A 25,240-nucleotide genomic window follows, 5' to 3' on the forward strand; every position below is an offset into this window, starting at 1 on the left:
TGCGATTAAATCGGAAAGCTGCACACTTTTCAAGTCATTCAGTATGTACTTCGTTATTACAGCCGTTTTTCAGCAATAAAAAGCTCCGGAAAGGGCCACCTCTCCGGAGCTTCAACTTTTATGGGGTCGTTTCAGGCTCTGGCACAGGTGCGGTATAAGGCGCCAGATAAACCTGGTTGGAGATTTTTGGGAAAGTGTTGCTGTTCACACCGGGCTCGGGCAGGCGGTCCGGGGCCAGATAATAGCCAACCCCTCTCAGCCCTTCACTCGTCAGCACAATGATTCCCTGGTATTTGGTCCGGCGGGCCGTCAGCTCATCGTTCTCATACCCTTCCAGTTTGAGATTGCCCCGGAACAGGCCGGTCTTGGCCGTCACGCTCAGGGTCGTCTCATACGGGTTGTCAAGGCTGCCGGGCTTGGGCACGATGACCTTGTTGCCCACGACGATGTCAATGGCATCCGTGCTGAAAATGTAAGGCTCACTGTCGGTGTAGCGGGTCGGCAGGTTCGATGAACCGCCGATATGGCCGATCGAATCCGTGGTGAACGCTATCATCGCATTGTCCTTGTTGTTCACATCGTTGGGCAGGCCCAGGATGAGAGGGTACTTCGGATCAATTTCAGGATCCGGCCATTTCCGGGTCGGGTCTTCATAGGCGCCGCCTGTGACCGTCAGTGTGATGGGGCCAAAGCCGTCCGCATACACCGGAGCCTTGGCCGCAGGGTCTGCCGGGCGGAGCCAGGTCGGGGCTGTTGCGGGCACACTGTTGAGCGAGTTGTCAGCAAAGGAGGCATCATTGTTTTTGTTCAGCCTCATCTGCCCGACCACAGATCCGCGGGTCTCCGTCTTGTAAAGCACCTTGTAGATCATGATCTCGCCCAGGGGACCCACAAACTGCCCGCCAGTGAAGGCCTGGCCATCGGCCATCTTCACTGCCATGGTCAGTTTGCCGTCCGGCCTTACGGTGAAATAACCAAAGCTGTCACCCATCGGCCACAGGTTGGCGGGACCATCCGGCGGCATCAGGGCAAAGGTGTGGTAGCCCACATAAGGAGTGGCAGGCACCAGCTTCGACCAGAGATTCCTCCAGGCGGTGAAGCTCACCGTCTTGCCGTCCGCCGTCAGGCTGGCTGAAGCCAGACGGTCCAGGATGGGGTTCATCACAAACGTCAGCGTCATTGGCGTCTGCACCGGCTTGCCCTTGCGCAGAACCGTCACTGTCGTCGAAGGCGGTGCCCCGGGGACGCCCTGGTTCGCAGGCTCCAAATCCAGGACGCCTTTGAACGGATAGGCCTTCAGCCCGATGGTCACCTTGCCGGTGTAGGTGCCTTTGGCCGTCGTTTTCAGGTCAAACCGGCCGCCCACATCGCCGTTGAGTTCATGACGTGGAATCCAGCCTGCAAACATGCCCACAGCCCCCGCAGGGATAGGCTGCACCACCAGCAGCGGATTGTTCGGAGCCGTCGTCGCCACAGGCTTGATCTTGTTGATGAGCGAGATGGTCACCGACTTCGTCACGGCCACAGTGGGCACCCCGCGGATCCAGCCCGTCTTCCTGTCAAGCTTCAGCCCGGGCGGCAGCCCCGTGGCACGATAGGTGACCGGGCTCCGGGAGCCGTCCACACCAAAGTCCGCAGGGATCTGGTATTCGAAAAAGGCACCAACCATCGCAGGCGGGAACGCGACCGGCAGCAGCAGAGGCGCTTCGGTGTAAACCCGCAATTCATGTGTGCCGCCTTCCACCGTGCGGCGGTCATCATCCCCGGGGCCGGTGACCCGCACAGAATAGATACCGCGGTCCTCTGGAACCACCTGGCTGATGGTCAGCTTGCTGGTTCCAAGCCCTGTGATCCGGCCTTCTTCCACAGAATCAAGCTGGATAGGAATGCCGTCTTTCAGCCATTCATAAAGGATCTCCACGCCTTTCGGCGCCTTGACCACCACACTCATCACCGCTTTTTCCTTGCCGTTCCCCTGCACGGTCACGACCGCTTCAGGATCATTGCTCACCACAGCCACCTGGGCGATGTCGCTGGTGATCCCGTCTTTGATTTTCTCGATGTCCTCATTGATGGCCACCGCAGAGTATTCACCCATCAGCGCTGGAGAGATATTGGTGATCGTCAGGGTCGAGCGGGTGGTGATTCCATTGACCACCTCCTCGCTCACCGACACATTGGAGACCATTCCGGCGGACTTGATGTCCCCCAGGCGCACATTGGCCCGGCCGCGCTTCCACTGGATGACACGTCCTTCCGGATCGCCGCCAACACGCACCACCAGTTGCAGGGTGGAGCCCACCAGCACCGTCTGTGAGGCCGGCTGGTCCAGGAACCTCGGCAGCCCACCGCCTTCCACCACCGTCACGGTGGCCGGCTCACTGGTCACATCTCCCACGACGTTAAAGACTCTGACACGCACACTGAAACCGGAATCGGCCAGCATCAGGTCGGGAATGACCAGCGTCCGGGTGTTGGAGACAATGCCAGGATCGTTGATGTCCACAAAACCGCCGCCTTCCACACCCCGGTTCCACTGCCACTGGTAGGTGACAGGAATCGTCGTCGCCACCGCGACAGAAACCGCCACCGTGGCGGACTCACCATCGTTCACCACCGTATCTTTCGGCTGGGACGTAATCGTGATCGGATTGTTCACATCCAGCGTGACAAAGCCGCTGGTGGTGGCTCCGGCCGCATTCGTGATGACCACATTGTAGAAGCTGGACTGGTCCGCCTCCACGATATCCGTGATGGTCAGCGTGTCCGTGTTTGCCCCGCTGTAACGCGGCAGGTCATTCAGCAGTGTCGTACCGCGCCGCCATTGGTAGGTCATTGTCAGGCCAGGAGGTGTTTCAGCCACGACTGTGAAGGTGGCTGTTGAGCCTGGATTCAAGGTCAGATTGGCTGGTGCCGTCGTGATGAGCGGCGGATCATTGACATCAATGAACACAATGTCGCTTTCCGTAGAGCCAAACCCGTCCCGGTTGGTCACCAGCACGCGGTATTCCCCCTGGTCCTCCTCGGTGATCGCAGCGAACACCAGCGAGCTTTCCGTCAGATCCGTATCCATCGCCGGCGGGCCGACATCCACAAAGCTGCCGCCAGACACCCGCTTCTGCCACTGGTAGCGGAACTGCGGACTGCCACCCACCACCACACGGAGGGTGTAGGCCTCGCCCGGATTCAGTGCTGCCGCCGGAGCCACAGGCTCCGTGACGATGAACACCGGAACCGTATTGCCCGTCACGCGTACCACACCTGAAGAAACAAAAGACGAAGTATCCCAAACATAGGCACCCGGCAGTTTCAGGTATTCACTGAGCAGGATGTCTGTGCCCGCAGTAAAGTTGATGGTCCCGTCGAAAATATCAAACGCCTGCTGCAGCAGCGGGGTGAAACCTTCGCCAAACGCCACCAGAAGCCGCCCGGTGGGTGTCACGGAGACTGAATTTGCAGCCAGCCTGGTCACGTTGTTCACGCCAAGGGTGAACTCGACCACCGAGTTTGGCCCCACGGTCAGTCCGCCGCTGAGGGTCATGATTTCAGTGCCCGTGGTCACATTCGGATCTCCAACCCGCAGCGTCGCCCGGGTTTCCAGAGCACTGCCCGTGCCATTGAGCAGAACAGGGCCGGTAATGGTTCCCATCCCGCCCAGCACCGCGCCTGCATTCACCGTCACCGCGCCTGTGCCGGTGCCGGAGCCCGTCTGGTTCATGACCAGCAGCGTCCCGTCATTCACCGTCACCCCGCCATGGAAGGTATTGGCCCCACGCAGCGTCACCACGCCATCCCCGGTTTTGACCAGGGACAGCACGTCAGCCGGAGTGATGGAGGATCCCGTGCCGCGCTCCTCGGAGATAAGCCCCGTAATGTTCACCCCATAATCCGACATGAGGTTGGAATCCAGAGCCAGAGCCTGCCGTTCACTGAATCCCACCTGGTTGTCCTGGAGTGTGATCGGTCCGGTAAAATTAACCGTTCCGCTGAGCAGAGACTCCGCCGCACCCAGGACCATGTTTCCTGCACCGAGCCGGCTGTTCAGGTCAATGACGCTGGTGATGGTCATCCCGCTCTCATTGGCGCGCAGGGCCAGATCACCGTCAGGCACATCGCTGAGCCACAGCACCGGGGAAATGTTCATCTCCGAAATCTTGCTGGCCAGGAAGAAAGCCTCACCCGCGTAGGTGCCATTGGCCACCCGCACCTGCATTCCATAGCGGAATTCGGCCAGTTCATCCATGTCAGCAGCACGCACCAAGTTCATCGTGCCGTCCGGCTGCACCCCTGCCCCATATTGGATGCGGTAAACACCGTTAAACTCTGGCCTCAGCTCATCCTTCACCAGGATCAGTGTTCCCTCATCCTCCACACTGTAGGTGCGGCCGTCAATCTCGGTGTCCACGGCCACAAAGGCGCCCGGTCCGCCAGCATTGGCCACAATGCCGTTATGGGAAGTGTCATAAGCCCCTGCTGTTGCGACCAGGCTGACACCTGTCGTCGCACGGTCCACGGTCAGGACTTCCGACCATTGCACCGGAGAGGTGTTGACGGTCTTCACCAGACTGCTCAGGAAGAACGCCCTGCCTGCAGAACTGCCCCCGCTCACATTCACCTGGAAACCATAGACAAACTCAGCCAGTTCATTCAGCTCGTCAATACGCACCAGGTTCATGGTGCCCTCAGGCTGGGAGGCCGCATACACGATGCGATAAACACCGTTCCGCCCAGGGTTGGCAGCCTCATCCTTCACCAAAATCAGCTTGCCCGCATCCGCCTGGGTATGAGCCACCCCGTCAACCGTGGAGGAGACATTCACAAAGGCGCCAGTGCCGTTGGCATTGTCCACAAGTCCGTTATGGTCCGTGTCAAAACGGCCGCCACCGAGCGTCATGCGCGTCCCGTTGGTGGCGATGGGCACGGTGATTGCATCTGGATTTGCAGGCCGCAGATTGCCGCTCCTGTCACCCAGGTCCACCCGGTTCCCGCCCAGGGCCGTCGCACTGCCAAGCAGCAAACTGCCGGTCCGGATGGTCACCGGAGACTCGTCACCGCTGTAAGCGGAGCCAAACTGGTTGTCAGAGCTGTTGATGAGCAGGGACCCTTCCGAAATAAGACGGAAGCCTCCGCTGCCGGTCAGTGCCCCGTTCAGGGTCAGCAACGTGCCAGCCTCCGGTGCAAACAGCAGCGATCCCATCAGGTCAATGTTCCCTTCCAGGACTGTGTCGCCCGCCGCAGCCATTTTGGAGTAGCCCGCCGCCTCTGAAAAATGCACAAACTTCAGCGTGTCTTCCGTCTGGTCGTAGTAGCTCATGCCAGGCACGCCTTCGGTGATCACCAGCTGGGCATATTGCCCCACGTTGCCGGCAGATTGCACCGTCACCGGCGTGCCCCAGCCCGGAACTAAAGGAATTGCGGTGCCCTCCCCGTTGGCATTGGTGGCCCGCACATACTTGAGGTTGCCTCCGCCGAGGTCATAATAGGCAATCGCCGGCGTAATGACCGCCAGGGGAGACTTGTCTTTGATCAAGGTCAGGCTTGGATACTGCCCCACCGTCCCATTGGTATCCACCTTCTGCGGAACGCCCCACGCAGGATCATATTGCACGGCCGCCGTCCCGATGACACGCGGACTTCCGTCCGGAGTGCGCAGGTTGTTGGTCATGCCTGCAGTATTGGTTGCCCGGATATACTGAAGGTCACCCTCGCTGCTGTTATAATAGGCAATGGCCGGGAAGCCGTTGACCAGTTCCATCGAAAGATGGCTGCCCACATTGCCATTAGCATCCACCACCACCGGCCGGCTCCAGTCCGTGCCAAGAGCATTGCTGGACAGCACATATTTCAGGCTGTCGGAGGTGGGGTCAAAGTACGCAATGGCCGGGGTGCCGTTGATCGCACGGGGGTTGGACACGGTGATCGTGTCATTGTCCGGGTTCTTGACCACCAGGTCACCCCCGATGTTGGCCACGCGCATCACGCTGTTGCGTCCATTGTTACCGGGGGTCAGCACTGCCATGGAGTCTCCCCACACCGTTCCGCTGATATTGGCGGCACGGCTGTAACGCACATTGCCTCTGACCGAATCATGATAGGACACCGCAGGGAAAGCCGCCACAGCCGTCAGCGATGAATACTGCCCGCGGTCATTCACCTTGCGGGCGAAAGAGAGATCCGCACTTCCGCCCAGGTCCACACGCCCTGCGAAATGCTGGGTCGCGCCGCTCAAACGGCTGAACAGACCGCCTACGACCAGCATGCCGTCCGGCTGCTCCACCACATCCTTCACTTCATAGTCCGGATTTGGCACGAAGGTCACATCCAGCTCACCGTCCGCGTTCAAACGTGCCAGAGAGTTGATGGGGGTCTGGCCGACCTGCGTGAACACGCCATACAGCGCGATCTTTCCATTCACTTCCAGGCGCCTCATCCCGCGCACCTCAGCATTCACTTCAATGGCGTAGTCTTTGTCCACAACACCGGCCAGGTCCAGACGTGCCAGCCGGTTACGGGTCACCGTGGCGGTGCTGCCCGTACCGGTGAGGGTGGCAAAAGCCCCGCCCACATAGATGCTGTCTTCCGTCACCACGATCGCCCGGACGGTTCCGTTGGCATTCGGATTGAACGTATCCAGGGCACCCGTCGCAGAGATCCGGGCGAGACGGTTGCGCTCAGAACCGCGCACCGATGTGAAAGACCCGCCCATAAGGATGTCCCCGTCAGATTCCAGGGCGATGGCAAAAACCTCACCGTTCGCACTTGGGTTGGTCAAGGTCGTATCCGCAGTGCCGTCATTGTTCAGCCTGGCCAGCCGACCGCGTCCTGATCCACCGATGTTCGTAAAGGCACCGCCGACCAGGATCTTCCCTGCATGCTCCATGCCGGCGGGCACCACCACCAGGGTATTGACGACACCGTTCGCATTTGGGTTGTAGGAAGTCAGGGTACCGTCGCTGGTCAGACGGGCGATGTTGTTTCTCACAGTGTTGTTGACCCTCTCAAAGTTGCCGCCGATGACGATAGTGTTATCGCTCAAGACCACAATGTCACGCACCTCCCCGTCCACAGACGGGCTGAAGGACGGGTCCACCGTGCCGTTGGGCAGAAGCCGCGCCAGGCGGGTCCGGGTCACCCCGTCAAACTCGACGAAGGTACCCCCGATGATGATCTTGCCATCCGCCGGCTGCAGGGCCACGGCACTCACGGGATCCGCATCCGCAATCACCGGCACCCCCCAGACCACACCGCTGATGTCATTGGCACGGACATAGCAGAGCGTGCCATTGGTCGCATCATAGTAAGTCACCGCAGGATTGTTGTTGATGATGGCCAGTGACGGATACTGGCCCACATTGCCACGGTCTGCCAGGGTCACCGGCGGCAGCCAGGTGACACCGCGCGGATCGTTGGCCCGGACAAACTTCAAGTTTTGATCCACCGGATCATAATAGGCGATCGCAGGATTCCCGTTCACCAGGATCATGGAAGAATGCGTCCCGTCATTGCCTCCCGGACCGCCCACCTCTTTGCGCACCACCCAGTCCGTAGTGCGCGCATTGACATTGCCGATGACGATGTCCTTGTTGATGGATCCGCCTTCAAACGTCAGTTCGATTGCGGAAGTCGCCGAGGTGTTGGTATAGCTGGTGCCCAGTGTCACCCGCCCGTCGCCCAGGCCCAGGGCATCCGGCACATCTGCCACGACCAGACGGCCATCGGCAATGTCAATGCCGCCGGTATGCTGGTTCTGCCCGCTCAGGCGCAGGCTGCCCATGCCAAATTTGATCAGCTTGCCCACCCCGTAAAGAACACCTGAAAGCTCCCCTTCAATGTCGGCCGGACCATTGTCCACCCGGATCGCCTGGCTGAAGCTGCCCAGGTCAATGGAATTGACCATCGTCACCTTGTGGGTCGCGTCCACCGCGCCCAGCACAAGGCTGGAGCCGTCCGTCACAAAGCCGTCATTGCCAAAACGGATCCGCCGTGCCACCCCCTCAGCTCCAAAATCCACCAGCCGGTCTGCCCCATAGGCCGCAAAACCGCCGCTGCCCTTGAATTCGATCTGGCTCTCGCCCGTGCCCAGGAAACGGGTGAAGTCTTCAAAACCCAGTCCGACCACCCCGCCCTTCACCACCATGTGGCTGGAGTCCTCTTCCTCAGCATCCGCCTTGATGCCACCAGGAACGGCCATGGCAGAATCCAGACGCAGGACCCCCCCGTGGACAAACGTCTTACCCGAATACAAATTGCTGCCCGAGAGAATCGTCGTTCCCGTACCGGTCTGCACAAAGCTGGTGGTAGAGTAGAACGTATAGAGCTGCCCGGTCCCGCTGCTCTCAGCGGCCTTGGAAAGCATGATCTGGTTTTGGAACTTGCCGGTCACAAACGTGCCCTCAGGCAGTCCAAAACCCGTCACCTCCATGCCTTCATGGATGAGGTCGGTCAGGGTAAACGCTGCTTCTGGCATGACGATCAGCGCCTGCCCGGCCACCACGGTTCCGACAGCCGTGGGCGGCGTTCCGTTGGCCGAATAGAAGGACTGCAGCACATTGTCCACAATGTTGGCCCCGATGGTGAAGGGGGCCACCGGATTGTAATTATGCACCACAAAGTCCGTCCCCAGACCTGCGGCAGACTGGCTGGTGATGTTGCCGCCGCCCAGGATGCTCTTGGCTCCCCCCCGCGTGCTGCTGCCCACCAGGATCGCCCCGCTCACAAATGTCAGGGTGCTGCCTTCAGAGACTTCAATCGTGCTGTCCACCGCACTCGCATAACGCAGGGTGTTGATCTCACGGTTCTCTCCATAACTGGCGTCCCCCGGATTGCTGGAGCCGATGGTTCCAAAGAATGTGCGCTCCTGCTGGAAGAAATACGATCCGTTCGTGGAGCTCTCCTCGACCGGATTGTTCAAGGTGATGATCAGGTTGCTCGTGTCCAGAGCCGCAATCACCGTATCCGCAGGGATGCCCAGGCCGGAGACCCGCATGCCCAGCCGCAGTTCGTTGAAAGACACGATCTCCTGCGGGTTGACCACCAGCTGCGGGCTTCCCGCAGTAGCGGTCACGCCTGAAAACAGGCTCACCGCAAAGATGCCGCCCTCAGAGGCGTTCAGGAACCTGCCGGGCTCATTCACGCCCCAGTTGTTGGCATTCATCACCAGGTCATTGATCTGGTGCAGTTGCAGAAGGTCTGAAGCCTGGATCCCACCTGTGGTGAGGGAAACCACTGCAAAGTCATTCACACCAGGACGGAGCGCATTGGACGTATCCTCATACACAGCCCAGGGCAGAATCCTGGCCCGCTGCGTCGTCGCCGTGTTCAGGAAGATGCCCGCAGTACCGGCATTCGCCTCGGGGGACTCCACAAAAAGCACCGTCCCGCCGGATGCACGCTGGACCGTCGCCGTTTCTTCACCGCCCATCAGGATCAGGCTGGTGGCGCGGGGCAGTGCCCCGAGGCTGAGATTGTTGGAATTGAAACCTTCGACACTGACAGCCCGTATCGTGGAGCTGCCCTCGTCCAGAAACATGGTGCCGCCAAAGTTCTGGGTTGCGTCTGCTTCCGGCAGCCCGCGCATTTCCAGGGTCCCGCCTCCCATGCGGACGCTTGCCAGCCCGTTCACCGCTAGGCCGGAGGCCGAGGTGGTCTGGGGCAGCGCATTCAGGTCCACCACCTGCACCCGCAGCTTGCCTTCCAGGACCGCAAGTTCATTCAGACTGGCAGATCCGCGCATCTCCAGGGTGCCTGATCCGGTCTTTTCAAGACGGTCAGCCGCCCCGATGGTTCCCGAAAGGGAAATGCCCCCGCTGAACACCGCCGTCGTCTTCTCATGGCCGATGTTGATGCGGGCAAAGTCACTGATCGTCATGCCGCGGTTCGTCGAGGTGTTCTCACCCGTGTATTGCAGCGTGCCGCCGTTAAAATTGAGGTTGGCATTGGCCACCGAGGACGCCCCCAGGCTCCCCGCCACCCCGCCATCCGTCAGCTTCAGCGCACGGATCACACCGTCCGCCAGGAAGGTGATGCCCGTGTAGGTGTTCTCCCCGCTCAGCACCAGCGTACCGCCGCCGAGCTTGTCCAGACCCAAAGTCGGGATCAGCTTGAAGGTGCTGTAAATCCCGTTGTTGAAGTGGTTGGTATTGATGCGGATGTCCGTGCCCGTGTCCGGGATGAAATCCACCACCGCCCCGGCAGGAATCCCAGGCCCCACCACTGGCATGCCCAGATAAATGTCTGCCGTGGTCATCACCCCGTCTGCATTGACAATCCCGTTGATCCGGTTCTGCGTGGTTGCACTCTGCTGGGTAGCGAAGATCAGGTAAACATCTGCACCTTTGGTAAACCGCAGTTGCGTACGCACGTCACCGCCAGTCGTTGCATTGCTCAGCCGGACACCGTCTCCTTCTGGAAGAATAGATTCCACGACGGTGCCGGCCGGAAGATGATTGGTCCCGGAGACTACGGTGACCGTCGCTCCAATGAGTTCTTGAGGATCGCCCTCGGGAAGGGCGGGTGAGCTGGAGGCAAAATCCATCGCACTCAAAATCCGCGCATCGCCGCTCGTCAACCGGCCGGAGCGGATGATTTCAGCACGGTTCGCGAGGTTCACCCCGATGACCAGATCCCCCAACTCGTTGTACTGGTGGACAAGGAAGCCTCCAATGTTCCCGGAATTCTCTGTCGTCAGAGTCCCCTGTCCCAGGATGCTGGAATCATTTTGTCCCACCGTCGGCGACACCAGGATCGCACCGCTCTGCAGGGTGTAGGCCTCGTCACGGCTCAGGTTCACCACCCCCGGCGCATTGCTGGCAAAGCGCAGAGAATAGGCTTCATTGCCCGTTGGATCAATGGGCGCAAACGTGCCGTCAAGCAGCACCGGTCTCACATCGGTGTTCCGGTCACGAGTCCAGGTATTGGAAGAATAATCCGAAAACGTCTGCACCCAGCCGTCTGGTGTGTTGCTCCCGTTCATTGCCCAGGTCAGCCCCTGGTTGCCATTGTCATTGCTGCCTCCATTCAGAGCCCCCGGAGCCACATTGCCTGTATCTGGTGTGTTATCAGGGGATGAAATCCGGGCGCTGAACAAATTGGCCACATTAATATCTAAATTCACATGAGCCACAATCGCACTGGCGCTGTTCACCGTATTGGTGGTTTGAATGTTATAGGTAAGCACCTCTGTTATCGGGTCCGTAGTTCGCACACTGGAGATATTCCCCGAAGTATTCAGTCTTGTGATCTGAATGATGAACCTGCCATTGCCCATGGCCCCAGGGAAGGTGTTCTGATTGGCTGTGAACAGAATCGAGGCTGGCGAAGTGCGCTTAGGCTGGTAGGTGGACACCGTATGCTGGTTGTCCGGCCCTGGGCTGCCGGCATCTAGAAGATCCAAAGGCGCACCATTCAGCGTGGCAGAAAGCTTGAAGGTCGTATTTCCCGCAGCCACCACGTAATAGGTCTGGCCCGTCACCAAAGGCGCAGGCAGGGTGCCGGTCGTGGTCAGCCGCACTGGCGTGCCATCCACCAGATAATGCACTGCCTGGACGGGATTGAATGGAACTGGCGTCGGGACGGCCAAGACGTCGGATTCCACATCCACAACAAAATTGCGGCTCACTGTCCCTGGAATGACATAGGTGGCCGGAGTCACCGCCTCACGGATGATGGCCCAGCCGCCCAAAATACCGCCTGGGGTGTTCAGGTTGTTGACGGTGGCGATGCGGGCCAGGTCAAAATAGAGGCTGGCGCCGATCTGCCGCGAGACGCTGTTAAGCCGGATGTTGCTGGTTCCGCCGTCATTCAAACGGAATATCCTGCTGGCCCCCGTGGCCACGGTCGTGCTGCTCACCACCTCTTCATGGCTGCCGCCCTGGAGGATGAGATCACCCCCGCGGCGTCCGCCACCCAGGACCAGGGCTGAGCTGTCCACCAGTTTCGAATTGTTGTTTAGCGTGTAGTCCAGAATCAATGTGCCCGCCTGCAGGGTGTAGTTGCGGCGGTTGTTATCCCCCTCATTACCGGTCGTATTTGGCTGGGTCGGCATGATGGATTCACCGCGCAGTCTGATGGTCCCCTCGCCGAGCTGTGTGAGCGCCCGGGTGCCGAGAAGGTTGCCGTCCATCACCAGCTCAGAGCCCGCAGCTATGGTCAGCACACTGTTGGCCTGGACGTTCCAGTTGCCCGCCCAGCGTGCATTTGTGGCCTCTGGAAGCGACAGTGCGCCGCCCTGGAAGGTAATTGTTTCCGGGGTCATGTAGTCCACATCCCGCAGGTCCAGGCGTCCCCCCACCAGATTGATCCCGTGTGAGGTATTGCCCACCGGCGCAGTCTGATAATAAATCGGCCCGATTGAGTTGGTTGTCAGATTTACGGGGGTGGGATCCTCCAGGCTGGTGGATACCTTGAACTCGGTGCCAGTGGCCTCGACGACATAATAGATCTCAGTGGCGGAAATCCCCCCAGGCAGGACAGTGGTAATGACCGTGTTTGAATTTTTGTTCCTCAGCGGCACCTGATAGCCAAACACCACCGCGGTACCATTGGCCAGGTTGCCTGTGAAAGTGTCTGTAGCCGCATTGGCCACCGTGGAGGCTTCCGTCTGGATATTCGGAACCATCCTCACATTCACCGGCGGGCCGGAGGGCAGGTCAAACAGGCTGATCGGGTCACCACCGCGGGTTTCGGCCACCCTGAAAGTCAGGGATTCAGAGTCTGATTCCACCACAAAATATTCCCGGTCTTCAATAATGCCGCCTGGCAGACGGGTCCCCACAAATCTCGGAAAGGAGACGGCCACTCCGTTCGGAAGGTTTCCCGTCAGCGTGCTCGTGGTGGTGTTCACCGTAGTGGGGATGGCCGTTGTGCCCAGGGTGTTATTGCTCAGAATGGCCAGGACACCCTCCTGGAGCGTTGTCTGCCCGCTGTAGTCGGAGGCCGCGCCCAGAGCCCAGACCCCTGGACCCATTTTCATCAGGGAAGTCGGCTCAGACACTGATTTGTCAGAAAGCTGCAGGCGGAACTCATTGTCGCCGAGGTTGACGCCGCTCAGGGTCAGCGTGCGCGCACCGTCCCCAGAAAAGCCGACCGGACTGCTCACCCTGCGGGTCTCATTCACCGCACCGCGGTTCGTCGTGATATCTTCACCGATGATCACCCGTGAAGCCTGGGTTGTCCCCAGGGCCACCAGGATGGCGGCCTCCGTCCCGGCGCCCATGGTGAATGAACGGTCCGTCGTCTGCAGCCCCGTAGGGGTGAAGGACAGCCCTCCACCATCAATCAAGATCTCACTGGCTGCCCCCGTCACCCCGCGGCCCAGCGATGAGGAAGTGCCGGTACGGGCGATCGAGTTCACATTCACCATGCCCTGCAGGATGCTCACCTTGCCGCTGAAACCGCTGCCCGCATTGGTCAGTGACAGTCTCCCCTCACCGGTTTTCACCAGCTCCAGCCGGCTGGTTCCCCCGTTGTTCAACACACCGTTGTAAATTTCATTCACTGCCAGATCCACCGTCAGGACCGAAGGACGGTCCATGGTTGCCGGAGTCCCGGCAGGGCGGCTGTAGAAGTTGCTGATGATGGAGTTGCCCTCACCTGCAATGCTCAGCAAGGTCTGGTTCGTACCCATCAGCCGCAATTGTGAAGTGTTCCCCAGGTTGATTTTGAAACCCTGCGTGCCCAGAGCCGAGTTTGTGCCGAGCGTCAGAATGCCGGTGGATGCTGCCGAACCCACCAGAATGGTCTCAGTGAAGTTGGGCTGTCCGTTGTAGGTATTGCTACCGTTCAATGTCAGCTGGCCGGCTTGCAGCCGGATCGGGCCGCTAAAGTCATTGTCGTGCGCGATCGTCATCCGGGCGCCTTCCATCAGCAGCCCGTTGATGAAGTTGTTGCCATTGATGGTAATCATCCCTTCGAATGTTCCTTCAGTCTTGATCCCGCCCCGGTAGCTGTTGGTGGAGCTCACCGTTCCCAGAACCAGCTTGTTAAATTCCCCGTTTGGCAGGTTCGGGCTGCCGCGTACCGCCAGTTCCAGCAGCCCCTGGGCGTCAATGGCGTTGGTGATGTTCACATCCAGCACAACGTTGGCCGTTGTCGCCGTTCCCGCCGCATTCAAGGTATAATAGGGGTTGGGGTTAACATGCCCCACCTCCAGCCGGCCGCCTGACTCGCCCACAGAGATTCCTCGGTTGCCATCCGTGAAACTGAATTTGAAGTCAGATTCACGGAGATTCAGGTCCCCCAGCACACCGGGAACCGCCTCGCGGCGGAATTGCAGCGTGCCGCCGTTCAGTTGCAGATGGTTGGACACAAAGGCGTCCGGAGCCGCGCCCAGGTTGTTATCCGTGCGCAGGCTGAGAATGCCGTTGTTGATGATGGTCGGCCCTGTGTAATCATTGATATGCGTGGTGGAAAGCAGGAGCGTTCCCGGACCCGACTTGGTCAGTCCCACGCTGCCGCCTAGAAACTCCACCCTGTTGGCACCCGCTCCGGAGCTCACCGCCACCGTGGGGGCATTGGACAGCGTGATGGTCGTGCCGCCGGACGCCGACCGGTTGATGGCCGTAATCACGGTTCCCGACGGAAGATTGGTGTGCCTAACCTCCATCCCGACCATCAGCATGACATACAGGTTGGCAGGCACCGTCATGGTGTTGGAGCCGCTCGGCATCGTCACACCTGCCGCCGTCTGGGTATGGATAAAGTCCCGGATGGCCGAGTTCATCGTCAGCACACTCGCATTGTTGTTCGTCTTCGGTGTACCGACCGTCACAAACAGTTCTGCCGGTGTATTTTTGGGGGTCCCCACCGTCACATAACCGGATGTGCCGTTCCCGTTGATGGTGTTGTTGCCGTTGCTGGACAGAAGCCCGCCGGATTCAATGGAAAGAACGGCGTTGGCCGACAGTGTCACCGTGCGGTTGCCCGGAACATCCGTACCAGCCCGGATGTTAAAAGAGTTCACGGCGACCTTGCCGGTCACCGATGTGGTGGCGGTGCTGACCGCCCCCGCCTTTACATTGCGGGTGTAGGTCCAGTTCGTGGAAGGAGCCGTTGAGGAGAGTCCCGCAGGTGTGGCGGTCTCATAATCACTGGCTAAAAGCGGGGTCACACCGTTGAGGGTGTTGTATTTGACAAACTCATAGTCGGCATAGGCCCAGCCGCCAACGATGCCGTTTTTCATGGCCAGCCCGCCATCCACCAAAATGCGGCTGCGGGCATTCAAGCCCAGGGACTCGCTCGTCACCACGGTGTTCACGTCATTAAGCAACTGCCGGGCGGCAAAATCCACCGTCGTGCCGTAGGAACGCGTCAGGGAGGCCAGCGTCAGCGTGGAGCTGGCCGGCTGGCCTTGAGCCGAATCCGCTGAACGATACACCGTCAGCCGGGAGTTCCCCTGGTTCAAGGTCACCGCCCCCAGCCGCTCTGCGAAGACAAACCTTGATGCATCATTGATCAGCTCAATCTGCCCGCCATTCAGAGTGATGGACGTGGTATCCGGCACCCGGTCCGTATTGTTGGAGAACTCGTTGTTATCCAGGTAAAGAGCACCGCTGGTGGTCGCCGCACCGATCGCCCCCGGCCGGCTGACGAGCGTTATGTTCTGCACTCCCCCCGCCCCGCCACTGGCCAGCACCCCGCTGGAATGGCTGTCATAAAGAAATCTAAGGGCGGTACCTGCCGGAATATTCACATTTTTATCCAGTGTCACCACCCGCGTTTCTGGATCAACCGCCATGACTATCACCGGTTGAAGGGACTGGGGAATGGCGGTGGACTCCACGCGCATGCCTGCCAGGATATTGCTGCTCTCCGTTACGGTCACACGGGTATTGTTGCTCACCGCCGCCCCTGAGGTTTTGGTGATGGTGATGGTCCCGCCCAGGCGCAGATCCATGTAGGTGAGATGCATGTCACCGTTCATCGTCAGCACCCCGTCCTGTGCAAAGGACGGCTCCTGGTCTCCTGCGGAATACACCGCGCTCTGCACCCTGATGGCGCTGTTGGTGAAATTGAACCTTCCGACGGCATTGAGCCCGCCCCCGCCGATGGTGGCAAGGCCGTAAAAATTAAGATTTCTGGCCAAGCCAGCATCGCCGCCCACGGTGACACCAGCACCAAAATAGGTGGTGGCGTCAGTTCCATAAAGGTTGAGCGTACCATTCTGAACGGACAAGGATCCGCCAAGATTGGTGTTCGTCAGGTTCAGGTTTGCCTGCCCTGTTTTGATCAGGCTCCCGCCACCGGAAATGTTCAAGTTTTTCGGATTCGCTTCAGTTGCTGCCGCAAACGTCTTCCGGAAATTCCATATGCTGTTCACGCCCAGGGTTCCTGTGTCCATGATCAGCGTGCCGTTATTAATGATGTCACTGCGGAAGTTGGTCGTCTGCCGCATGTTCACCGTGCTGTTCGATCCGATCGTCATCCCGCCGGTAAAACTGATGTTGCCGCCGCTCAGGAAGAGTGTGCCTGCACCGTTCATGGTCAGGCCCAGCGCATTGTTACCAGGGTTAATGCCATCCGCATCCGCCTGGGCGGTCGCCCCGCCGGTATTGTCACGGATGAAGCCGGACACATAAGAATTCCCTGCCCCGGCAATGGTCAGCCGGGCCCCGGTACCGACGGACTCACCTTCACGGTTTTCGATGACCGCCAGGCTTCCCAGATCCACAATCCGGCCTACAGTTTCGTCCCCGCCCATCAGCTTGAAATAGTTGTTTCTTCCGCTGCCGGCAAAGCTGTCAAACATCACCGTCGCCGTGTCGCTGATCTGGTCCAGGTTATCCCGGCCCGCATTTAGCTGCAGGACGGCATGGCCGGAAGTGCCGCGGGAGGCATTGCCGATGGTGATGTTGCCGCCGGCCGCATTACCAGTTTCTGCATTCAACAGCACCTGCGGATTCGCATTGTTAACTCCCTTGTTCCACAAGTGCAGGTGGAAGTTGGAATTCGTATTGTCCCCTGTCAGTTCCAGGATGCCGTTACCATAGCTGGTCAGCTTGTTGCCGTTCCCGGTGATCGTGTTGCTCATGACAATCCGGTTGGTCGTGATCCGGACGTTAAGCCGGTCATTCAGGGTGATCGGCGCACTGATCGTGTCCAGGTTCCCCGTGAACTTGCTCAGGAAGGCACCGCCGCCGTTGCCGGCATTGTTAAAAATCAGACTGCCGCCTGAACCCTGGGCGATGGTGTAGCGGTTGGAAGTGTTCAAATCCCCCAAGATCATCCGGCCGACGGTGCGGTTGCCATCCAGAGTCAGCGTGCGGTTGCCGGTGATGTCATTGTTAAAACGGATGGATGAGCCGATGCCCCCTGGCGCCGCTGCGATTTCAACCGTCGGATTCGATGTGTAGCCTGAACCGCCATTGGTCAGAGTCAGGGTCGCAATCTTCCCGTCCGCCCCCACCGTCGCTGTCGCTGTAGCGCCGCTGCCGGCTCCTCCGCCGGTGAACCGCACGGTCGGCTGTGAGCCAGGGGTATAATTCGCCCCGGCGTTCGTCAGCGTCAGAGACGTCACCACCGTTCCCGTACGGGCGGCAGTCGCGGTCGCCTGCGCAATCGTCGTCTGGCTGTAGTTCACCATGCCCGTCTCCCAGGAAACATCCGCATTGGACCTGGATGAGGCGTCAATGCTGGTGGGCACCTGGCCCATCGCGGCGAAAGGCTGTCCTAGCAGGACAACGCTGACGCACGTCGCCAGTCTGACCGCCGCATGCACAGCGCTCACTCCGGGGTTGGGGGGGTTGGTATTCATAATTGGAAAAAGCTAAAGATGGAAGGTCTGACCTGCTTCCCGTTTTCAGGCGCAGGAGATGGGGGGAATGGCTGGAAAAACGTCAAGGCTGGTCGGTCACAAGCCCGGCATTGGCGATCAGTTGGGTAAAGCTCTTGATGGGGACCGTCGTGTTCGGATCATCGAAGTCGAATTCAGGCAGCGGTGCCGAGATCATTTTAATCATCACCCTCCTTAGGTTTTGATTAGTCTGCCTGCGGCCGTCACCATCGTTGGTGGGCAACTTGACGTCCAGTTCAGGAATGTTGACCTGCACAACATAGTTCAACAGCATCTTGAAACTGTCGCCATTGGGCTGCATCAGTTCCAGGCCCTGGTCGTCAAAATATCGGATCTGCGGCTGCCCCACCGTCATGCTGGCCCAGTTCATTGTCTGCAACTCCCCTACAATCTGGTCCACAATCCGGGTTTCAGCCTGTTCATTGGCCGTCTTGCGTGTCAGCTCCAGACCATGCGGCAGCAGACCCAGGATGGTCACCACCCCCAGCGCCATGATGCCCGTTGCAAGCACCACTTCCACAAGAGAAAAGCCGCAGCGGGAGGAATGCCGACGTAAATTGGAGAGGGAGATGTTCATGGTTTTGAAGTTCCGGCTGAGATTAAGACGATATTTTCAAGATTATGTTCAGAATAGCGTACCAGCGGATGTACCGTCAATTCAAATACATGGTAAATACCAAATCTCAGAAGGCATCTTTTGATATTTCGTCTCATTAAGAGTCAAGCCAAGTCCAAAACTTCGCCTTGGAGCCTGCTTTTTTGCAATACTGACAGAAACCTCCGGGTCAGAAAAAGAGAAGGGTTTGGAGCAAAAACGCAGCCATTCATTCCTCTCCCCCTTCATTCCCATTCGCGAATCCTGATCTTCCTGTCTTTTTTTCCTCTTGCCCATGGTATGCAGGCTGCTAGAAAGGCAAAATGCAGATGCTAACACGCCAGTTTTTTATTCTAGGATCGCTCGGGATGCTTCTTGCAGGCGTCACCGGATGTAACAAAAGCGGCGGGGACACCATCCTGATCGGTGAATTCGCCTCCCTGACCGGCAAGGAAGCCACCTTCGGCACCTCTTCCCACGAAGGCACCCTGCTCGCCATCAAGGAAATCAACACCGCAGGCGGTGTGCTGGGCAAACAGCTTGAGCTGAGGACCGAGGACGACCAGTCCAAAGCGGGCGAGCCTGCCAACGTGGTGAACAAGCTCATCTCCAAGGACGGTGTCGTCGCCATCCTGGGCGAGGTCGCCTCCAGCCGCTCCCTCGAAGCCGCGCCCATCTGCCAGGAAAACGGTATTCCGATGATCACCCCGGCCTCCACAAATCCGAAGGTCACGGAAACGGGCGACTACATCTTCCGCGTCTGTTTCATTGACCCCTTTCAGGGCACCGTCATGGCCAACTTCGCGGCCAATACGCTGAAGGCCAAAAAAGTCGCCGTCTTCACGGATGTGAAAAGCGATTACAGCAAAGGCCTGGCCAAATTCTTCAAAGAAGGCTTCGTCAAAACCGGCGGCCAGATCGTCTCGGAACTCGACTTTAACGGCGGCGACAAAGACTTCAAAGGTCAGCTCACCGCCATCAAGTCCTCCGCCCCGGATGCCGTCTTCATCCCCGGTTACTACACCGATGTCGCCCTCATCTGCATCCAGGCCAAACAGCTCGGCCTGAATGTCCCCCTCATCGGTGGCGACGGCTGGGAAAGCGAAAAACTCGTCGAGCTGGGTGGTGACGCCGTCGAAGGCCATTACTTCTCCACCCACTACGCCGCCGATGCCGCTTCCCCCAAGGTGACCGCCTTTGTCGAAGCCTATAAAAAGGAATTCAATGGCAAGGTGCCAGACTGCATGGCCGCCCTCGGTTATGACTCCGTCTATTTCCTGGTGGATGCGATTAAGCGCGCCGAAACCACCGAGCCAGCGAAGCTCCGCGATGCCCTGGCCGCGACGAAGGAATTCGAAGCCGTCACCGGCAAGGTCACCATCGATGAAAACCGGGATGCCGTGAAATCCGCCGTCATTTTGCAGGTCAAAGACGGCAAGTTCAAGTTTGTGGAAACCGTCAATCCCTGAGCATTGGGACAACATTGAGTTTTTGAGAGTCCTGGACCCCACCATTTGGATTGAATTAACTGAGTGAAACGCGTCATTAATTCCGTCTTTCTGACCGTCGCTTAACCCTCAACTCGCTCCCCGCTCTGGACTGGTTTCTTCAGCAACTCATCAACGGCCTCGCCCTCGGTTCCATCTATGCGCTCATCGCGCTGGGATACACCATGGTGTATGGCGTGCTCCGCTTCATCAACTTCGCCCATAGCGATGTGCTGATGCTCGGTGCCTTCTCCGCCTACTTCCTGGCCCCGGCGGTGGAAAAGGTGGTTCCCCTGCCCTCCGTGACCGGGGCGCTGATCATCGTGCTGCTCTCCGCCATGATCTGTGCCTGCATCGGCATGCTCATCGAGTTCCTGGCCTACCGCCCGCTGCGCAACCGGCCCAAACTGACCGTCCTCATCACGGCCATCGGTGTCTCGCTTTTCATCGAGTTCACCTGCCAGCATCCCCAGGTCCTCGGTGCGGATACCAAACCCTTCCCCCGCCTGCTGGCTGAAAACGACCTCCACATTGGCGGCCTCGTCATCGGCAGCAATGATCTCGTCATCGTCGGCACCACCATCCTGCTGCTCTTCGGCCTCTGGTTCATCGTCCAGCACACGAAGACCGGCACCGCCATGCGCGCCGTCTCTTTTAATCAGCAGGCCGCCGCCCTGATGGGCATCAACATCAACCGCATCATCGCTTTCACCTTCGGCCTGGGTTCCGCGCTCGCCGCCGTGGCAGGCATCCTTTATGCCATGAAGGCCCCTGGCATTGATCCCCTTATGGGCGTGCAGCCCGGCCTCCGCGCCTTCGTGGCAGCGGTGCTCGGCGGCATTGGAAATCTCCCCGGCGCAGCCCTCGGCGGTCTCCTGCTCGGCCTTTTGGAGACCTATGCCGGTGGCACCCAGGGCCTGTCCAATTACCGGGACGGCATCGCGTTCGCCATCCTCATCCTCATCCTCCTGTTCAAACCCGCCGGCCTGCTCGGCAAAGCCACGGTTGAAAAAGTATGATCCCCATGAACGGCGCCAAACGCTGGCTCATCGCTGGCATCATCCTCGCAGTGGTCGTCTCCCAGTTCAGCGGCTCGTTTAACAAGTATGACCTTGGCATCGCCATTGATATCGGCATCAACATCATCCTGGCTGTCAGCCTGAACCTCATCAATGGCCACACCGGCCAGTTCAGCCTTGGGCACGCCGGTTTCATGGCCGTCGGCGGCTACTCAGCCGCCAAGTTCACCCTGGTCTGCACCAGCATGGTGCCGGAGCCGCTCCAGCCGCTACTCTTCCTGGCCGCCCTCATCCTGGGCGGGCTGCTGGCCGCCATCGCCGGGCTCATCGTCGGCGTGCCATCCCTGCGCCTGCGCGGGGATTACCTGGCCATCGTCACCCTGGGTTTTGGAGAAATCATTCGCGTCATCGTCCAGAACATGGAGTCCGTGGGCGCTGCCAGCGGGCTCAAAGGCATCCCCAAAGATACCACTCTGGGCTGGACCTTCGCCCTTGCCGCCATCACCATTTACGTTGTCGCCTCCCTGGTCAATTCCACCTACGGGCGTGGGTTCATCGCCGTCAGTGATGATGAAGTCGCCGCGAGTTCCATGGGAATCAATCCTGTGCGCTACAAGGTCACCGCCTTTGTCATCGGAGCCTTCTTTGCCGGCATCGCCGGGGGCCTCTATGCCCATCACAAGACCTTCCTGTCCCCAACGGGGTTCGACTTTTTCAAGTCCATTGACATCGTCGTCATGGTCATCCTCGGCGGCATGGGCCGCACGGCAGGCGTCATCCTCGCCGCCATCCTGCTGACGATTCTGCCCGAGTTTCTCCGCAGCTTTGCCGAGTACCGGATGATCATCTATTCCCTGCTCATCATCGGCCTGATGATCGCCCGTCCACAGGGGCTCTTCACTTTTGGAAAACGGAAAGGAGCCGCCGCATGAGCGAGGTCCTTTTAAACATGGATCACGCCACCATCCGCTTCGGCGGGCTGACGGCCGTCTCCGAGCTGAATCTCAAGATTGGCCCCAACGAGCTCGTCGGCCTCATCGGCCCCAACGGCGCAGGCAAGACCACCGCTTTTAACCTCATCAGCGGCGTTTACAAACCCACCTCCGGCGACATCACCTTCAATGGCGTCTGCATCTGCGGAAAGAAGCCCCATCAGCTCACCAAGCTGGGCATCGCCCGCACCTTTCAGAACATCCGCCTGTTCCCATCCCTGAGCGTTTTCGACAACGTCCGCGCCGCCACCCAGCTCCATCGCAGCCATGGCATCCTCAATGCCCTGTGGCGTGGCAAGGGCTTCAATGAGAGTGAGAAGGAAGTCGAAAAGGAAGTGCTGGAGCTGCTGGACATCTTTAATCTGGCGCGCCTACGCGATGAAGAGGCCAAGTCCCTCCCGTATGGAAACCAGCGCCGGCTGGAGATCGTCCGTGCCCTGGCCACCCGGCCCAAGCTGCTGCTGCTGGATGAGCCCGCCGCCGGCATGAATCCGACGGAAAAGGAGGAGCTGATGAAGCTCATCCAGTTCATCAAGGACAAGTTTCAAATCGCCATCTTGCTCGTCGAGCATGACATGAAAGTCGTCATGGGCATCTGCCAGAAGATCGCCGTGCTGGAATACGGCAAAAAGATTGCCGAAGGCACCCCGGCGGAAATTCAAAAAGACCCCAAAGTGATTGCCGCCTACCTGGGAACCGAAGACGAGGAGGTCACCGACAATGCTTGAGATCCGCAACCTCGAAGTGGCCTACGGCTCCATCAAGGCCATCCACGGTATCTCCCTAAACGTGCCGGAGAAATCCATCGTCACCCTCATCGGCGGCAATGGCGCGGGAAAAAGCACCACCCTGCGCACCATCTCCGGTCTGGTCAAAGCCCGCGCCGGACAGGTTATCTACGACGGCCAGGACATCACCAACAAACCGCCGCACGAGATCGTCAGCCGCCACCTCTGCCATGTGCCGGAGGGCCGCATGGTCTTCGCCAACCTGACCGTTCTCGAAAACCTCAAAATGGGCGCCTTCCTACGCAAGGACAAAGCAGGCATCGCCGAGGACATCGAATACGCCTTCCATTCGTTCCCTCGTTTAAAAGAGCGCATCAGCCAGCTCTCCGGCACCCTTTCCGGCGGTGAGCAGCAGATGCTCGCCATCGCCCGCGCCCTCATGAGCCGGCCACGCTGCCTCATGCTGGACGAGCCCTCTCTCGGCATCGCCCCCATCCTCGTCCGCGCCATTTTCAAACAGATTGTCACCATTAACCAGGAGCGCGGCATCACCATCCTCCTGGTGGAGCAGAACGCCAACCTGGCCCTCGGCATCTCCCACTACGGTTATGTGCTGGAGACGGGCAAGGTGCTGCTGGAGGACACGGCGAAAGCGCTGCGCCTGAATCCGCAGGTGCGGGAAGCTTATCTTGGGGATTGATCTGACTCTGCATCCTTGTCCTGTTCAAGACCTTCATAAGGTTGGTGACAGATCGGGAACAGAAACATGAAGGTCATGAAGAAGGTCTGGATGAAGATGAATGCCACTTGGACCATCTCCCCATATTCACCCCTTCCCTTCGCCTTCCTCATGCGTATCCTTCTCTCCCCCTGATTCCCGCCTTTGAAAACCACCCTCCGCGTCTTCTCCTACCTCCGCCGGTATCCGCTGCTGGCCGCCGCCCAGCTTTTCTGCGCCATCACCGGCACGCTCATGGTGGTGGTCTTCCCCGGCGTCACGCGTGAAGTGCTGGATGTGGTGGTGCCTAATGCGCAGTGGGAGCGCCTCACCCCGCTCATCCTCCTGGCCCTCGGCGCTTACTTTGCCCAGCATCTGTTCAACAGCCTGCGCATCATGCTCAACAACACCTTTGAGCAAAAGGTCATCTATGACCTCCGCAGCGACCTTTACCAGCGCCTACAAACCCTGCCCCTGCGCTGGTTCGACAACCGCCCGACCGGCGACATCATGACCACGGTGGGAGAGGACATTCCCAATGTGGAGCGGGTGCTCATTGACGGCATCGAGCAGGGCCTCGTCGCCGTCATCCAGATCGCCGTCGTCGGGGCCTTCATGTTCCAGGCGGATGTCACGCTTACCCTGTGGGCGCTGGTGCCTATTCCATTCCTCGCGGCCGGGGCCATGGCGTACACCCGCAGCTCCAAGGACCGACACCGTGCCGTCCGCCGGGCCAGCAGCGGCATGAACAGCCTTCTCCACGACAACGTCGCCGGCATGCGCCAGATCAAAGCCTATGCCATGGAAAAGGAGGAGCACTCCCGTTTCAACACCGCCAGCGGCACCCTCAAAGCCGCCTCCCTGCATGTCATGCGCATCTGGGCCATCTACCGCCCTGGCATGCACTTCCTGACCAGCGTCGGCATGGTCCTGGTCCTCTGGATGGGGGCACGCGGGCTGATGGAAGGCCGCATTGAAAAAGGTGACCTGGCCGCCTTTCTTCTGCTGCTCAAATTCTTCTACGACCCCATTGAGCAGCTCCACCAGCTCAACCAGATCATCCAGGGTGGCCGGGCGGCCGGAGAGCGTGTCTTTGAAATCCTGGATGCCGAGCCGGAGAGCGATACCACCGAAGGCATCACGCTGCCGGAGATCAAAGGCCACGTCGTTTATGACAACGTCGGCTTCAGCTATGGCGGCAAGATCCCCACTGTCCACGGCATCCGCCTGGAGGCCAAGCCGGGCCAGACCATCGCCCTCGTCGGCCCCACCGGCGCGGGCAAGTCCACCCTCATCAACCTGCTGACCCGTTTTTATGAATACGATGAAGGCGTCATCACCATTGATGGCGTACCCGTTCATGAATTGAACAAAAGCTGGCTCCGCAGCAGCATCGGCTACGTCACCCAGGAGAGCTTTCTCTTTAATGGCACTGTCCGGGAGAATTTGGTCATTGGCCGCCGCAATGCCACTGACGAGGAACTTTGGCAGGTCCTGAAAAGTGCCAATGCAGAGAGCTTCGTTAGCCGCCTAGAGAACAGACTGGATACGCGTGTAGGCGAACGTGGAGTCAAGCTCAGCGTCGGCGAAAAGCAGCGCATTTCAATAGCACGCGCCCTCCTCAGAAATCCTCCTATTTTATTGCTAGATGAAGCAACAGCCAGCGTTGATACTGGCACAGAACAACAAATTCAGACCGCTCTGGACCGCCTGATGGAACAAAGAACGAGTTTCGTCATCGCACACCGCCTTAGCACTGTCCGTCATGCAGATCGCATTTACGTCCTCGATCAGGGCCAGATTCGGGAGCGAGGAACGCATGAAGAACTGCTAATCCAAAACGGGCTTTATGCAAAACTGTGCCGATCATCACTTATTCGAGAGTAAATTGTAATCTGGTTTTGGATAAGAAA

8 protein-coding genes are annotated in these 25,240 nt (G+C 59.1%); 6 read left to right on the forward strand and 2 right to left on the reverse strand.

Annotated features, from left to right (window positions below; all coding sequences use genetic code 11):
• Positions 1–118: 118 nt before the first annotated feature.
• Positions 119–17,749 carry an autotransporter-associated beta strand repeat-containing protein gene (locus WJU23_RS09890; RefSeq protein ID WP_346332395.1) on the reverse strand — a complete coding sequence of 5,877 codons (17,631 nt, stop codon included), beginning with the start codon at positions 17,747–17,749 and terminating at the stop codon, positions 119–121.
• 82 nt (positions 17,750–17,831) lie between these two features.
• Positions 17,832–18,365, reverse strand: a complete 534-nt coding sequence (gene vccB / locus WJU23_RS09895) for a Verru_Chthon cassette protein B (RefSeq protein WP_346332396.1) — start codon at positions 18,363–18,365, stop codon at positions 17,832–17,834.
• A gap of 386 nt (positions 18,366–18,751) precedes the next feature.
• On the opposite strand from vccB, the gene WJU23_RS09900 reads away from it, so the two are divergent.
• The 6 genes from WJU23_RS09900 (at position 18,752) to WJU23_RS09925 (ending at position 25,214) form a co-directional block, all read left to right on the forward strand.
• On the forward strand, positions 18,752–19,852 hold the full coding sequence (locus WJU23_RS09900) for an ABC transporter substrate-binding protein (RefSeq protein ID WP_346332397.1): 1,101 nt from the start codon (positions 18,752–18,754) through the stop codon (positions 19,850–19,852).
• Positions 19,853–19,977: 125 nt separating this feature from the next.
• Complete coding sequence (locus WJU23_RS09905) at positions 19,978–20,889, forward strand: branched-chain amino acid ABC transporter permease (protein WP_346332608.1); 912 nt, start codon at positions 19,978–19,980, stop codon at positions 20,887–20,889.
• A 5-nt stretch (positions 20,890–20,894) separates the two neighbouring features.
• Positions 20,895–21,821 carry a branched-chain amino acid ABC transporter permease gene (locus WJU23_RS09910; RefSeq protein WP_346332398.1) on the forward strand — a complete coding sequence of 309 codons (927 nt, stop codon included), beginning with the start codon at positions 20,895–20,897 and terminating at the stop codon, positions 21,819–21,821.
• Entirely contained in the window at positions 21,818–22,609 is a 792-nt protein-coding gene (locus tag WJU23_RS09915) for an ABC transporter ATP-binding protein (RefSeq protein ID WP_346332399.1), read from the forward strand. Before WJU23_RS09910 ends, WJU23_RS09915 begins: the two co-directional genes overlap by 4 nt.
• On the forward strand, positions 22,602–23,309 hold the full coding sequence (locus tag WJU23_RS09920; RefSeq protein ID WP_346332400.1) for an ABC transporter ATP-binding protein: 708 nt from the start codon (positions 22,602–22,604) through the stop codon (positions 23,307–23,309). The genes WJU23_RS09915 and WJU23_RS09920 overlap by 8 nt, the downstream gene beginning before the upstream one ends.
• A 183-nt stretch (positions 23,310–23,492) precedes the next feature.
• Positions 23,493–25,214 (forward strand): ABC transporter ATP-binding protein, encoded by a 1,722-nt coding sequence (locus tag WJU23_RS09925; RefSeq protein WP_346332401.1) that lies wholly within the window; start codon positions 23,493–23,495, stop codon positions 25,212–25,214.
• Positions 25,215–25,240 lie beyond the last annotated feature (26 nt).

Origin of the sequence: Prosthecobacter sp. SYSU 5D2, assembly GCF_039655865.1 — a bacterium.
GTDB lineage: Bacteria > Verrucomicrobiota > Verrucomicrobiia > Verrucomicrobiales > Verrucomicrobiaceae > Prosthecobacter.

Coding starts and splice junctions, on each gene's coding strand:
- vccB (WP_346332396.1), bottom strand. CDS start 18,365: ATGAACATCTCCCTCTCCAATTTACGTCGGCATTCCTCCCGCTGCGGC.
- WJU23_RS09915 (WP_346332399.1), top strand. CDS start 21,818: ATGAGCGAGGTCCTTTTAAACATGGATCACGCCACCATCCGCTTCGGC.
- WJU23_RS09920 (WP_346332400.1), top strand. CDS start 22,602: ATGCTTGAGATCCGCAACCTCGAAGTGGCCTACGGCTCCATCAAGGCC.
- WJU23_RS09890 (WP_346332395.1), bottom strand. CDS start 17,749: ATGAATACCAACCCCCCCAACCCCGGAGTGAGCGCTGTGCATGCGGCG.
- WJU23_RS09900 (WP_346332397.1), top strand. CDS start 18,752: ATGCTTCTTGCAGGCGTCACCGGATGTAACAAAAGCGGCGGGGACACC.
- WJU23_RS09910 (WP_346332398.1), top strand. CDS start 20,895: ATGAACGGCGCCAAACGCTGGCTCATCGCTGGCATCATCCTCGCAGTG.